This is a genomic window from Streptomyces sp. NPDC058685, from assembly GCF_042714725.1.
In the GTDB taxonomy this organism is placed as follows: Bacteria; Actinomycetota; Actinomycetes; order Streptomycetales; family Streptomycetaceae; genus Streptomyces.
In genome coordinates this window covers 238057-251112 of sequence record NZ_JBHXSL010000002.1, presented here as the reverse complement: position 1 = coordinate 251112, position 13056 = coordinate 238057, and the positions used below count along the sequence as shown (strand labels likewise).

General features: G+C 69.8%; 11 protein-coding genes and 2 tRNA genes. 7 read left to right on the top strand and 6 right to left on the bottom strand.

The features are described from left to right. The first annotated feature begins 3 nt into the window (after positions 1-3). Complete coding sequence (locus ACFWU3_RS02850) at positions 4-1092, top strand: PDZ domain-containing protein (RefSeq protein ID WP_384430108.1); 1089 nt, start codon at positions 4-6, stop codon at positions 1090-1092. 62 nt (positions 1093-1154) lie between these two features. Here the strand turns inward: ACFWU3_RS02850 and ACFWU3_RS02845 are convergent, their stop codons facing one another. Then, a complete protein-coding gene (locus ACFWU3_RS02845) occupies positions 1155-1712 on the bottom strand; it encodes a PPA1309 family protein (protein WP_384430105.1) in 558 nt (185 codons plus the stop codon). Positions 1713-1848: 136 nt separating this feature from the next. Between ACFWU3_RS02845 and ACFWU3_RS02840 the strand changes: the two genes are divergently transcribed. The 4 genes from ACFWU3_RS02840 to ACFWU3_RS02825 all read left to right on the top strand — a co-directional run bounded on the left by ACFWU3_RS02840 (position 1849) and on the right by ACFWU3_RS02825 (position 7249). Continuing rightward, positions 1849-4764, top strand: coding sequence for a UPF0182 family protein (locus ACFWU3_RS02840; RefSeq protein WP_384430277.1), 2916 nt, complete (start codon positions 1849-1851; stop codon positions 4762-4764). A gap of 49 nt (positions 4765-4813) precedes the next feature. Next, positions 4814-4887: transfer RNA gene (locus ACFWU3_RS02835), tRNA-Met, on the top strand. A 203-nt stretch (positions 4888-5090) separates the two neighbouring features. Beyond that, the gene (locus ACFWU3_RS02830) at positions 5091-7103 is read left to right on the top strand and encodes a tetratricopeptide repeat protein (RefSeq protein WP_384430102.1); all 2013 of its coding nucleotides are present in this window, start codon (positions 5091-5093) and stop codon (positions 7101-7103) included. Positions 7104-7175: 72 nt separating this feature from the next. After that, positions 7176-7249: transfer RNA gene (locus ACFWU3_RS02825), tRNA-Met, on the top strand. Positions 7250-7323: 74 nt separating this feature from the next. Here ACFWU3_RS02825 and ACFWU3_RS02820 read toward each other — a convergent pair. Further along, positions 7324-8148 carry an NAD(P)H-dependent oxidoreductase gene (locus ACFWU3_RS02820; RefSeq protein WP_384430100.1) on the bottom strand — a complete coding sequence of 275 codons (825 nt, stop codon included), beginning with the start codon at positions 8146-8148 and terminating at the stop codon, positions 7324-7326. A 185-nt stretch (positions 8149-8333) separates the two neighbouring features. After that, entirely contained in the window at positions 8334-8750 is a 417-nt protein-coding gene (locus tag ACFWU3_RS02815) for a Fur family transcriptional regulator (protein ID WP_384430096.1), read from the bottom strand. Positions 8751-8875: 125 nt separating this feature from the next. On the opposite strand from ACFWU3_RS02815, the gene ACFWU3_RS02810 reads away from it, so the two are divergent. Beyond that, positions 8876-10345 (top strand): catalase, encoded by a 1470-nt coding sequence (locus tag ACFWU3_RS02810; RefSeq protein WP_384430093.1) that lies wholly within the window; start codon positions 8876-8878, stop codon positions 10343-10345. A gap of 165 nt (positions 10346-10510) precedes the next feature. Here ACFWU3_RS02810 and ACFWU3_RS02805 read toward each other — a convergent pair whose 3' ends face one another. Then, positions 10511-10915, bottom strand: a complete 405-nt coding sequence (locus ACFWU3_RS02805; RefSeq protein WP_384430090.1) for a cyclic nucleotide-binding/CBS domain-containing protein — start codon at positions 10913-10915, stop codon at positions 10511-10513. 242 nt (positions 10916-11157) lie between these two features. Then, positions 11158-11958: a histidinol-phosphatase gene (hisN, locus tag ACFWU3_RS02800; RefSeq protein WP_313948876.1), complete on the bottom strand. Its 801-nt coding sequence runs from the start codon at positions 11956-11958 to the stop codon at positions 11158-11160. A 151-nt stretch (positions 11959-12109) separates the two neighbouring features. Between hisN and ACFWU3_RS02795 the strand changes: the two genes are divergently transcribed. Then, positions 12110-12748, top strand: coding sequence for a TetR/AcrR family transcriptional regulator (locus ACFWU3_RS02795; protein ID WP_384430087.1), 639 nt, complete (start codon positions 12110-12112; stop codon positions 12746-12748). Here ACFWU3_RS02795 and ACFWU3_RS02790 read toward each other — a convergent pair. After that, the gene (locus ACFWU3_RS02790; RefSeq protein ID WP_313944219.1) at positions 12714-13037 is read right to left on the bottom strand and encodes a multidrug efflux SMR transporter; all 324 of its coding nucleotides are present in this window, start codon (positions 13035-13037) and stop codon (positions 12714-12716) included. The two genes, ACFWU3_RS02795 and ACFWU3_RS02790, sit on opposite strands and share 35 nt — an antisense overlap. Positions 13038-13056: the final 19 nt, after the last annotated feature.

Here is a 13056-nt window from a genome sequence, read left to right as displayed (position 1 = left end):
TCCATGCCACGCCGCACCGCGACGATGCTCGCCTCCACCCTCGTTCTGATCGCACTTCTGTGCGCCGGGGTGTTCATCAAAGTGCCGTACTCGGAGATGTCGCCCGGCCCCACCGTCAACACGCTCGGCGAGGCGCGCGGTGAGCCGGTGCTGGCGATCTCCGGCCGCAAGACCTACCCGACGACCGGTCATCTCAACATGACGACGGTCCGGGTCACCGGTGCGGACTACAACATGAACTTCGTCGAGGCCGTCTACGGCTGGCTGGCCCACGACAACGTGGTCGTTCCGCACGACACGCTCTACCCGGACGGCAAGACGGAAGAGCAGTCGACACAGGAGAACGCCGAGGAGTTCACCCAGTCGCAGGAGAGCGCGAAGGTTGCCGCGCTGAAGCAGCTGAAGATCCCGGTGAAGTCGCGGGTCGTGGTCTCCACGGTCATCAAGGACACGCCCTCCGAGGACCGTCTGCACGCCGGCGACGTGATCCGCGCCGTGGACGGTGCCGCCGTCGAGCAGCCCGCTGACGTCGCCAAGCTGGTCACCAAGCACAAGCCCGGCGAGAAGGTCGTCTTCACGATCGTCCCGGCGAAGGCCGCTGCCGCCGCCGAGAAGGCGGGCAAGGAGCCGGGCGCCACCGAGAAGGTCACCATCACCACGACCACGTCGGACACCGGCAACCGGGCGATCGTGGGCATCCAGGCGGGGACCGACCACACGTTCCCGTTCACGATCGACATCAACCTCGCCGATGTGGGCGGCCCCAGCGCCGGTCTGATGTTCGCACTGGGCATCGTCGACAAGCTCACCCCCGGAAACCTCACCGGCGGCAAGTTCGTCGCCGGCACCGGCACCATCGACGACCAGGGCAAGGTCGGTCCCATCGGTGGCATCGAGATGAAGCTGGTGGGCGCCCGGAACGCGGGGGCGGAGTACTTCCTGACGCCCAACGACAACTGCGCGTCGGCCGCATCGGACATCCCCGACGGGCTGACCCTCGTGAAGGTCAACACCATCGAGGACGCCGCGAAGTCGCTGGAGAAGATCAAGTCGGGCAGCACAGCAGGGCTGCCTAGCTGCACGACGGGCTGAGCACGGCGGTCCGTCGGACGGCGACGCGGCGAGCGCGCGCCGTCCGGCCGGACCCCGGACCCTTACGACTCGAACGTCGCCGACAGCGCCTCTGCCAGACCCGGCACCAGGTCCGAGCCCGTCAACACCTCGGTGGGGGAGTCCTTCTCACGGAGCCGCAGGGCCGACTCCCGTGCGCCGTCTCGGAGCACCGCCACGGTCATGCGCACTTCCTGGCGGGCCGGATGAGCGGCGACCCACTTGGTGAGGGCCGCGTCGTCGAGACCTTCGGGGACCGACGCCTCCGCCGACGCGGGAAGCATCTGACGCTCCACGGTCAGCGCGCAGCCGGCCACCGCGTCCGGCCACGCGATGGTGCCGAGGAACTCGTCCAGGGGGGTGCCGGGCGGAATCTCGTCCTGCTCGATGGGGGTCAGGGGAGCGCCGGCCTTGTCGTCGTCGAGTCCGAGCTGGCCTGCCAGGCCGGGCTCCTGGGTGCGCAGCTGGGCGGTGTCGACGAGGGCGAACAGCCGGGCCGGCCGGTCCCATCCGAGGCCGGAGGCGTACTCGTCGATTTCGAGCACGGCGCGGGTCAGTGGGCTGGCGGCCATCGGGGGGCCGGAGGAAGAACTATTGGGCATGCCCAATATCCTGCCTCCTTCCGGCCCCGATACGGGAACTAGGTAAAGCCTCAGTAAGTTGCAGTAGTGGGCTCTACGATCGCGGGGCCCGTTTCACACGACCGCGAACTTCGAGGTGCGCACGTTGGCTTTCCAGATGCCGGACCGCGGCGGAGGCCCGACCGGGCCACGGATCAGAGTGGGCCGGCCGTCCCGGCGCGTCCGCACCCTGCTCATGACACTGGCCGTGCTGGCCGTGCTGGCCATGGCGTTCGTCATGTTCGCCGGGTTCTGGACGGACTGGCTCTGGTACCGCTCAGTCCACTATTCCTCGGTGTTCACCACCACCCTGTGGACCAAGATCGGACTGTTCGCCGTCTTCGGTCTGCTCATGGCGGGAGCCGTCGGGCTGAACATCTGGCTCGCGCACCGGCTGCGCCCGCCGCTCAGCGCGATGTCGCTGGAGCAGCAGAGCCTCGACCGCTACCGGATGAGCATCGCCCCGTACAAGAAGTGGGTGCTCCTCGCGATCACCGCTCTCGTCGGGCTGATCGCCGGAGCGTCCGCCACCGGTCAGTGGCGCACCTGGCTGATGTGGGTCAACGGCGTGCCCTTCGGTCAGAAGGACCCGCAGTTCAAGATGGACGTGTCGTTCTACGCGTTCGACCTGCCCTGGTACCGCTTCCTGCTCGGCTTCGGCTTCGCGGCCGCCGTGCTCTCGCTGATCGCCGCCGCGCTGACGCACTACCTGTACGGCGGGCTGCGGATCACCAGCCCCGGCGCCCGGGCGACCGCGGCGGCCACCGGCCACCTCTCGGTGCTGCTGGGTGTCTTCGTCTCGCTGAAGGCCGTGGCGTACTGGCTCGACCGGTACGGCCTCGCGGTGAAGTCCAGTGACTTCAAGGCCACGGGAAACTGGACAGGCCTGCGGTACGTGGACGCCAACGCCTATCTGCCGGCGAAGACGATCCTGTTCTGCATCGCGGTCATCTGCGCGCTGCTCTTCTTCGCGACGCTCTGGCGGCGCACGTGGCAGCTGCCCGTCATCGGCTTCGGCCTGATGGTCCTGTCCGCGATCCTCATCGGCGGTCTCTACCCGGCGATCGTGCAGAAGTTCCAGGTCCAGCCGAACGAGCAGGCCAAGGAAAGTCCGTACATCAAGAAGAACATCGATGCCACACGCGAGGCGTACGGCATCGACAGCGCCAAGCCCGAGGACTACGAGGGCAAGGGCAACCCGCAGCGGAAGACGCAGCAGCGCGAAGCGGCCACGTCGGCGGCGAGCTACCGCGTCGTCGACTCCAATGTCGTCTCGCCCGCCTTCCAGCAGCTCCAGCAGGAGCGCAAGTACTACCAGTTCCCCGCGACGCTGGACGTCGACCGGTACACCGGCCCCGACGGCAAGCCGCAGGACACGGTCATCGGTCTGCGCGAGCTCAACATCACGGGTATCCCGAAGAGCAACTGGATCAACGACCACTTCACGTACACCCATGGCTACGGCGCGATCTCGGCCAAGGGCACCAGCGTGATCACCGATCCGAACCAGGGCACCGTCGGCTCACCGGACTTCACCGAGGCCGGCATGCCCACCAAGGGCCAGCTCGGGAAGTACGAGCAGCGGATCTACTACGGCGAGAAGACCGAGCAGTACTCGATCGTCGGCGGTCCGCAGAAGGAGCTCGACTACGAGGCCAGTGTCGGCCCCACCAAGTACACGAGCTACCAGGGCAAGAGCGGCGTCAGCCTCTCCAACCCGCTGAACCGCGCCGCGTACGCGGTGGCCTTCAGTGAGCCGCAGATCCTGTACTCGGGCGCTGTCGGGGACGGTTCGCGGATTCTCTACAACCGCACCCCCAAGGAGCGCGTCGAGGCGGTCGCCCCCTGGCTGACGATCGACGGCGACGCCTATCCGGCGGTCGTCGACGGCCGTATCCAGTGGATCGTCGACGCGTACACCACGACCAACGGCTACCCGTACGCCTCGCGTACGACGCTCGGCGACACCACGACCGACTCGCTGACCACCAACCAGCGCGCGGTCGTCGCCCAGCAGAACCAGGTCAACTACATCCGGAACTCGGTGAAGGCGACCGTCGACGCGTACGACGGCTCGGTGAAGCTGTTCCAGTGGGACACCGAGGACCCCGTCCTGAAGACCTGGATGAAGGCCTTCCCGGGCACGGTGAAGCCCAAGGGCGACATCTCGCCCGCGCTCAAGGCCCATCTGCGCTACCCGCAGGACATGTTCAAGGTCCAGCGCGAGCTGCTCACCCGATACCACGTCACGGAGCCCGAGCAGTTCTACAGCGGCAGTGACGCCTGGCAGGTGCCGGACGACCCGACGAACAAGGACACCAGTGCGGTCCCGCCGTACTACCTGAGCCTGAAGATGCCCGGGGAGTCGGCGCAGAAGTTCTCGCTGACGACGACGTTCACACCGGCCGGACGCCCGAACCTGGGCGCCTTCATGGCTGTTGACGCCGATGCCACCAGCAAGGGCTACGGCTCGATCAGACTGCTGAGAGTGACCTCGACCGTCCAGGGTCCGACACAGGTGCAGAGCGAGCTGAACGGCGTGCCCGAAGTGGCCACGTTCGTACGGGACCTCAGAGGTACCGACTCGGACATCGAGTACGGAAACCTCCTGACGGTGCCGCTCGACGGCGGCTTCCTGTACATCGAGCCGGTGTACGCCCGAGGCGGCAGCGCGAACTACCCGCTGCTCAAGAAGGTGGCCGTCGCGTACGGCGGAGGCAAACCCGTCTTCAAGGACAGCCTGACGGAGGCGCTCGACGCCGTCTTCGCGCAGGAGGGCGCCGAACCGCCACCGACGACGACGCCACCGACACCACCGGGGGACGGCACCACCAAGCCTCCGCCGGCGACCGGTGACGCCGCGCTCAAGGGCGCCATCGCCGACGTGCTGAAGGCGCACCAGGACGCCGAGGCCGCGCTGGCGAAGACGCCGAAGGACTGGGAGGCGTACGGCAGGGCCCAGGAGGACCTGGACGCGGCGCTGGAGCGGCTGAACGCGGCTCAGGGCAAGCCGAGTCCCAGCCCGTCCCCGTAGCTGCTGAACAGGCAACACTCCGCGTCGTGATAGTGTTTCAACACAACGACGCGGGGTGGAGCAGCTCGGTAGCTCGCTGGGCTCATAACCCAGAGGTCGCAGGTTCAAATCCTGTCCCCGCTACTGAAACGAAGAGGGCCCGGATCCTTTTGAGGATCCGGGCCCTCTTCGCGCGTATGTGCTGCCGGTGGGAACTGGGCGCGCCGTGGGGCGAGTTGACCGTCAACGTGTTTGACTTATCTCTCTGTGGGCATGTCGACAAAACGCTGAAGTGACCTTACCGGCTGCGGTATACCAGGTGTACGCGGGTTGCAGGTGGTGCGACGATGGAATTTATGGGGGACAGGGCAACTCTGTTGGAGACAGGGCGGTTTGTGCAGCAGCATGCCGGTAACACGGCAGATGTGATCAGCGCTGCCGACGCCGCGGACACTCCTGCCGCGAGCCAGGTCGACGGCGTGGGCGCCACTGAGGGCGCCGACTCCGTGGAGAGCGCCGGGGCCGAGGAGCGATACCGCCGTGCGGCGGAGAGCGGCGACACCGCGTCGATGAGCGTGCTCGGCGCGCTGCTGATGCGCCGCGGCGACCTCGATGGTGCCGAGCCCTATCTGCGGGCCGCCACCTCCGAGGGCGACCGTGCGGCCGCCAACAACCTGGGTGTCCTGCTCCACCAGCGCGGTTACGCGGACGAGGCCGCCGGCTGGTGGCGTATCGCCGCCGTCGCCGGTTCGGCCGCCGCCGCGCACGCCCTCGGACGCCACTTCCGCGAGCGCGGTGACGAGCCCGCCGCCGAGTACTGGCTGCGCCAGTCCGCCGAGCAGGGCCACGCCCTGGGGGCGTACGCACTCGCCGATCTGCTGGAGCACCGCAGCGACGTCGGCGCCGAGCGCTGGCTGCGCGCCGCCGCCGAGCAGGGCCATCGTGAAGCGGCCTACCGGCTCGCCCGTGCGCTGGAGCGCCGGGCGGCCGACGAGGCCCGCGCAGGCGGGGACGCGGGCCTCCTGGTCGTGCGCACGGACGACGGTGCGGCGAGCGCCGCCGACGGCGCGTGCGCGTCTCCCGGCGGCCGTGACAGCGGTGCGCCCTCCGGCCGCGCCGGCCCCGAGGACCAGGCGGGCCCGGAGCCCACCACCCTGGACGAGGCCGCCCAGTGGTACCGGCAGGCCGCCGCCCGGGGGCACCGCAGAGCCGCGCTGCACCTCGGCGCCATCCTCGAGAAGCGCGGAGAGCTGAAGGAAGCGGGCCGCTGGTACCTCACCTCGGCGAAGGACGGCGAGGCGCGTGCGGCGTGCGCGCTCGGCTTCCTGCTGCGGGACGCCGGCGACGAGGAGAGCGCCGCCGTCTGGTGGCTGCGCGCTGCCCAGGAGGGCGATGGCAACGCTGCCAACGCCCTGGGCGCCTGGCACGCCGCCCGCGGCGAGCAGCAGACCGCCGAGCGCTGGTACCGCGCCGCCATGGACGCGGGCGACGTCAACGGCGCCTACAACCTGGGGCTGCTCTGCGCCGCCCAGGACCGCACGGCTCAGGCCGAGCAGTGGTACCGCCGTGCCGCCTACGCCGGGCACCGGGAGGCCGCCAACGCGCTCGCCGTGCTGCTGCTGCAGTCCGGCGACGCCACGGGCGCCGAGCCGTGGTTCTCCAAGGCGGCCGAGGCCGGCAGCGTGGACGCCGCCTTCAACCTGGGCATCCTCCACGTCGGCAGGGACGACGACCGTACGGCTCTGGTCTGGTACGCCAGGGCCGCGGCCGCGGGCCACACCGAGGCGGCACTCCAGGTCGGCATAGCGCTGCTCCGCGACGGCGACGACCGGGCCGCCGAGCGGCATCTGCGGTGTGCCGCGGGTGGCGGCAGCCCCGAGGCGGCCTTTCGGCTCGCGACGCTGCTCGACTCCCGTCAGCCGCCCCCGGGCGCGCCGGCGCTCGGCGAGACGCCGGCGGAGAAGAGCGAGTGCGAGGAGTGGTACGAGCGGGCCGCCGAGCAGGGGCACCGTCGCGCCCAGGTGCGGGTCGGCATGCTGGCCGCCGCCCGCGGCGACATGGCGGAGGCCGACCGCTGGTACCGCGAGGCCGCCGAGGCGGGCAGCCGCAACGGCGCCTTCAACCTCGGCCTGCTCCTGGCCCGTGAGGGCAACGAGCGCGAGGCGGCCCTGTGGTGGACCCGGGCGGCGCGCGCGGGACATGGCCGGGCGGCACTGCGCCTGGCCCTGCTCGCCGCGCGCCGGGGCGAGCTCACCGAGGGCCAGCGCTGGTGCGCGCGTGCCGTCGAGCTCGGTCCGGCCGAGGTGGCGGAGCGTGCGGCCCGGCTGCGGGACGCGCTGCACCAGGAGCTCACCGCGTAACGGAGCTCACTCCGCACGGGCGCCAATGGATTTGCTCTGGTCAGTGGGCTGACGTAATGTTGTGTTCACCGACGCGGGGTGGAGCAGCTCGGTAGCTCGCTGGGCTCATAACCCAGAGGTCGCAGGTTCAAATCCTGTCCCCGCTACTGAAACCGAAGGCCCGGATCCTGATGGATCCGGGCCTTCGGTCTGTCCGCGGTCCGTCCGGGCCTCGAAGCCCTCAGCGGTCGGCCTCCGTCGGGCCGCCGGTCGTCTCGCACGGTTCGGTCTGTCCGGGGCCGGTGTAGTGGATGCGGATGCCCTCCTCGCCCGCCGCGTGCTCCGGCCGCAGGACGAGGTGCTCGTCGTAGTCGCCGCCGTTCTGGCGGCGGTAGGGAATCGGGTCGGTGTCCGGGAGGGCGACGAGCCGTTCGCGCAGCCGCTCGGCGGCGGCCTCGTACTCGGCACCCGACAGGCACACGGTGCCGTTGACGACCAGGGGCGGGACCACGTCCATGCCGGTGTACCAGAGGGTGCCGTGCAGGATCGGGAACAGCACGTCGTTGATGTCGCCATGGATGCCCCGCGGCCCGGTCGTGGCGGCGTTGGCGCCGACCGTGGTCACCACCAGTGCGCGGCGGCCGGACAGCCCGCCGTCCCCGTAGCGCATCGCCCGGCCCGTCGTCGGGTCCGGCACACCCTGGGCGAAGCCCTGGACGAACAGCCGGTCGAACCAGCCCTTGAGGATGGCCGGCATGCCGAACCACCACAGGGGGAACTGCACGACGAGCGTGTCCGCCCACAGCAGCTTGGCCTGCTCCTGGCGGATGTCCTCACTCAGCGTGCCGGTCTCCAGCGCGCGCTGGGACTCGGTGAGCACATCGAGGCGCTTGTCCGGGTCGTGGGTGAAGTCACCGTGGTCGACCACGGGATTCCAGCTCATCGCGTAGAGATCCGACTCGACGACCTCGTGCCCCCGCTCCCGCAGCACCGCGACGCCTTCGTCGCGCAGTGCCCCGTTCAGCGAGCGCGGGTCGGGGTGGGCGGATACCCAGAGCACGCGCACGACCGATCACTCCCTCCGTGGCGATGTGCGCCCGTCGCGCACACGTCGCTGGTGTGTCTGCCCGGGGGGAGGGGACTGAATCCGGTCGGTTGACCGGGGCCCCGGTCAACGGGTCGTGGGGTCGGTGGGCGCGGGCAGCGGAAAGCCCCGGCACCTCGGGTGCCGGGGCTCTCGACGTCGTACGACTACGCCGCCGCGCAGTTCGGGCAGGTGCCCCGGTAGGTCACCTCGACGTCCGAGATCGTGAAGCCGAAGCGCTCGGCGTCGGGCAGGTCCGCCAGTGGGTTGCCGGCCGGGTGCACATCGCGGATGGCGCCACAGCGCGCACAGACGAGGTGCTGGTGGGGCTGGTGGGCGTTCGGGTCGTACCGCTTGGCGCGGTGGTCCGTGGAGACCTCCAGGACCTCGCCGAGGGTCACGAGCTCACCGAGCGTGTTGTAGACCGTCGCCCGCGAGATCTCGGGCAGGCTCTTCACCGCCCGCGCGTGGACCTCGTCGGCGGTCAGATGCACGTGCTCGCCGTCGAGGACCTCTGCCACGACACGCCGCTGGGCTGTCATGCGCCAGCCGCGTCCGCGAAGCCGTTCAAGTAGGTCACTCATAGGAACAGCCTAACAGCGGCTCGTCCCAGATCACGACCGAGTGTGAACTTGGATATTTACTTGACTTGGACAAAGTCCATTGTAGGGTCGAGTCCAGAAAACGTTGAGGGACAGGACTTGCAGGAATGACGCAGGAGGCGCACGTGACGCAGGGACCGCTCACCACGGAGGCCGGGGCTCCGGTCGCCGACAACCAGAACAGCGAGACGGCGGGCGTCGGCGGTCCTGTTCTGGTCCAGGACCAGGCGCTGCTCGAGAAGCTCGCGCACTTCAACCGCGAGCGCATCCCGGAGCGCATCGTTCACGCGCGGGGCGCCGGCGCGTACGGCACCTTCACTCTCACCCGTGACGTCTCGCAGTGGACGCGTGCGAAGTTCCTCTCCGAGGTCGGCAAGCAGACCGAGACGTTCCTGCGGTTCTCGACCGTCGCGGGCAACCTCGGCTCGGCCGACGCGGTTCGTGATCCCCGCGGCTTCGCGCTGAAGTTCTACACCGAGGAGGGCAACTACGACCTCGTCGGCAACAACACCCCGGTGTTCTTCATCAAGGACGCCATCAAGTTCCCGGACTTCATCCACACCCAGAAGCGCGACCCGTACACGGGCAGCCAGGAAGCGGACAACGTCTGGGACTTCTGGGGTCTGAGCCCCGAGTCGACACACCAGGTCACCTGGCTCTTCGGTGATCGCGGCATCCCGGCCACCCTGCGCCACATGAACGGCTACGGCTCGCACACCTTCCAGTGGAACAACGAGGCCGGCGAGGTCTTCTGGGTCAAGTACCACTTCAAGACGGACCAGGGGATCAAGAACCTCACCACCGACGAGGCCAACCGCCTCTCCGGTGTGGACCCGGACAGCCACCAGCGTGACCTGCGCGAGTCCATCGAGCGCGGTGACTTCCCGTCCTGGACCGTGCAGGTGCAGATCATGCCGGCGGCCGACGCGGCGACCTACCGCTTCAACCCGTTCGACGTCACGAAGGTGTGGCCGCACGAGGACTACCCGCCGATCGAGATCGGGAAGCTGGAGCTCAACCGGAACCCGGAGAACATCTTCGCGGAGGTCGAGCAGTCCGTCTTCAGCCCCGCCCACTTCGTGCCGGGCATCGGTCCCTCCCCGGACAAGATGCTCCAGGGCCGTCTCTTCGCGTACGGCGACGCCCACCGCTACCGCGTCGGCATCAATGCCGACCACCTGCCGGTGAACCGCCCGCACGCCACCGAGGCGCGGACGAACAGCCGTGACGGCTTCCTGTACGACGGCCGCCACAAGGGTGCGAAGAACTACGAGCCGAACAGCTTCGGCGGCCCGTTCCAGACGGACCGTCCGCTGTGGGTCTCCACCCCGGTCGGCGGCGGCACGGGCAACCACGAGGCGCCCCGTCACGCCGAGGACGACGACTTCGTGCAGGCGGGCAATCTCTACCGGCTGATGTCGGAGGACGAGAAGGTCCGTCTGGTCGTGAACCTCGCGCAGTTCATCGCGAAGGTGTCGCGCGACGACATCGCCGAGCGCGCGGTCGACAACTTCCGCCGGGCGGACGGTGATTTCGGCAAGCGGCTGGAGGCCGCGGTCCAGGCCCTTCGCGGCTGACCGGCGACTGCCGAAACACAGAGGGCCGGATCCCTGTCCAGGGATCCGGCGCTCATCCGTCCGCACCCGCCGCCCGGTGTTCTGTGCGTCATCCGTCAGCGGCTGCCGGAGCCCTGACGACGCTCATCGATCGTGCGGCTGACAGGTCCTGGGTGCCGACGCGGTCTAGCCGACGAGCGTGGAGTGGTGCCGCCGGGTCGGAGCCCAGCAGCGGATGATGTCGCGGACGGAGACGATGCCGACGGGCCCGCCGTCGCCGTCCATCACGATCAGATGCCGGAAGCCGCCGTGCGACATGGCCTCCGCAGCCTCCTCCAGGGTCCAGGACGGCGCGGCGAAGACGACGTCGGTGGTGGTGTGGGTGCCGGCGGTCTCCTGGTCGGGGTCCTGGCCCGTGCCCACCGCTACGAGAATGTCGCGCTCGGTCAGAATGCCCAGGCCGTCGGCGTCGGTGTCGAGGACGACCGCCGCGCCGACGCGGCGCGCGGCCATCAGCCGGGCCGCCTGGCGGAGTGTGTGCGTGGGTCCGATGGTGAGGACCACCGTGCTCATGGCGTCACGGACGAGCATGAATGGAGCCACCTCCTTGGTGATCGGCAGTTCGGGAACCGATTCACAAGTTCACAAGTGGGGGGACTCTCAGAGTCGCAGTCTTGGGTGACCGCAGCAAGGGGGCGGGCACGGCGCATTCCCCGGCGCCCGGACACCGCCGGGAACGGGCGCACGCGCCTGCCCCGGCAGCCGGCGGTACGGCCCGGCGGGGTCGCCGGCAGAGCTGATGCTGCCGGCCGGTCAGCGGGTGACGGTGACCGTCAGTAGCGCTGGTTGAGGTAGCCGAGCAGTTCCTCGTGGAGCAGACCGTTGGACGCTGCCGCGTTCCCGCTGTGCGGGCCGCGGCGTCCGTCCAGGCCGGTGAAGGATCCGCCGGCCTCCTGGACGACGATCGCGGTGGCGGCCATGTCCCACAGCGACAGCTCGGGCTCCGCGCAGATGTCCACCGAACCCTCGGCGACCATCATGTACGGCCAGAAGTCGCCGTAGCCGCGGGTGCGCCAGCAGGCGCGGGTCAGATCCATGAAGCCGTCGAGCCGTCCCTGCTCCTCCCAGCCGCTGAGGGAGGAGTACGCGAAGGAGGCGTCCGAAATGCTGCCGACCCGGCTGACGTGGAGCCTGGTGGCCTGGCTCAGGCTGCGCCCGGTGTAGGCGCCACCACCCTGCGCGGCCCACCAGCGGCGGCCGAGCGCCGGGGCCGAGACCACACCGACGACCGGCTGGAAGCCGCCCTCGCCCTGGACCATCAGCGAGATCAGCGTCGCCCAGACCGGGACGCCACGTACGTAGTTCTTGGTGCCGTCGATGGGGTCGATGACCCAGCGGCGCGGGCCCGTGCCCTCGATGCCGTACTCCTCGCCGAGGATCGCGTCCCGCGGCCGCGCTCTCTTCAGCTGCCCGCGGATCAGTTCCTCCGCCGCCTTGTCGGCCTCGGTCACCGGCGTCATGTCGGGCTTGGTCTCGACCTTGAGGTCGAGAGCCTTGAACCGGTCCATGGTCGCGGCGTCCGCTGCATCGGCGAGGACATGGGCGAGGCGCAGATCGTCGTGGTAGTCGGGCATGGTCGTCACTCTATCGGGGCTCATTCGGCCTCCCGGGAGCGCCCGTTCGCCCCGCCTCTTGACAGTGCATGGAGGCGCGTCAACTCTGAGCGCAGTGCCGTACCGCACGGTGGGCGCCCGGTCGGGGCGCCGCCCGGCCTGGGAGGCGATGATGCCTACAGCGCGAGAGTCCCTGCTGAACGCCGCGCTCGCCGCGCTCGCGGAGCTTCCGTGGTCGGGGGTGCGGATGGTGGACGTCGCCTCCGCCGCGGGAGTCTCGCGGCAGACCCTCTACAACGAGTTCGGCAGCAAGGACGGGCTGGCCCGCGCGCTGGTACGGCGGGAGGCCGACACCTATCTGTACGGCGTGGACCAGCTGCTGGCCGAGCGGACCGCCCCCATCGACCGGCTGGCCGCCGTGGCCGAATGGACGGTCGGCGAGGCACGGTCGAGACCGCTGCTGCGCGCGCTGCTGACCGGCTGCTGGGGTGAGCGCCTGCCCGTTCCCCGTCCCGCCCGCCGGGACGCGCCCGCGGCCGGCGTTCCCGCCCAGCGTCGCGCGGACGCCGGGCTGCCGGCCCCCTCGGACGTGGTGACGGAGGTACGGGACAGATCGCAGGCCGCGCTGGAATCCGGGCGGCCCCAGGGGCGGACGGCGGAGGAGTCGGCCGCCCTCGCGCAGCGCTGCGAGCTGGCGGTTCGGCTCGCGTTCTCCTATGTCGTCGCGCCCGCCGGTGAGGGCGTGGGGCAACTGGTCCGTACGGCCGTGGCCGGCGTCAGTGTCCCGACCCCGACAGCTGGAGACCGATGACACCGACGATCACCAGGGTGATCGAGACGATCTTCAAAGTGGAGACCAGGTCGTCCAGGAAGACCATTCCGTAGATCGCTGTCCCCGCCGCTCCGATGCCCGTCCACACCGCGTACGCCGGACCGACGTCCAGCTTGCGCAGAGCCAGGGTCAGCAGACCGAAGCTGCCCAGTGCGAAGCAGGCGAACGCGATCGTCGGCCAGAGCCGGGTGAATCCGTGCGACAGCTTGAGACAGACCGCGAAGCCCGTTTCCAGGATCCCGGCGACCACCACCAGCAGCCACGCCATGGTCTGTGCCTCCGCAACG

Excerpts from the sequence above, each read along its gene's own strand:
- ACFWU3_RS02850 (WP_384430108.1), top strand. The coding sequence starts at position 4 with ATGCCACGCCGCACCGCGACGATGCTCGCCTCCACCCTCGTTCTGATC.
- ACFWU3_RS02845 (WP_384430105.1), bottom strand. The coding sequence starts at position 1,712 with ATGCCCAATAGTTCTTCCTCCGGCCCCCCGATGGCCGCCAGCCCACTG.
- ACFWU3_RS02840 (WP_384430277.1), top strand. The coding sequence starts at position 1,849 with ATGCCGGACCGCGGCGGAGGCCCGACCGGGCCACGGATCAGAGTGGGC.
- ACFWU3_RS02830 (WP_384430102.1), top strand. The coding sequence starts at position 5,091 with ATGGAATTTATGGGGGACAGGGCAACTCTGTTGGAGACAGGGCGGTTT.
- ACFWU3_RS02815 (WP_384430096.1), bottom strand. The coding sequence starts at position 8,750 with ATGAGTGACCTACTTGAACGGCTTCGCGGACGCGGCTGGCGCATGACA.
- ACFWU3_RS02810 (WP_384430093.1), top strand. The coding sequence starts at position 8,876 with ATGACGCAGGAGGCGCACGTGACGCAGGGACCGCTCACCACGGAGGCC.
- ACFWU3_RS02805 (WP_384430090.1), bottom strand. The coding sequence starts at position 10,915 with ATGCTCGTCCGTGACGCCATGAGCACGGTGGTCCTCACCATCGGACCC.
- hisN (WP_313948876.1), bottom strand. The coding sequence starts at position 11,958 with ATGCCCGACTACCACGACGATCTGCGCCTCGCCCATGTCCTCGCCGAT.
- ACFWU3_RS02795 (WP_384430087.1), top strand. The coding sequence starts at position 12,110 with ATGCCTACAGCGCGAGAGTCCCTGCTGAACGCCGCGCTCGCCGCGCTC.
- ACFWU3_RS02790 (WP_313944219.1), bottom strand. The coding sequence starts at position 13,037 with ATGGCGTGGCTGCTGGTGGTGGTCGCCGGGATCCTGGAAACGGGCTTC.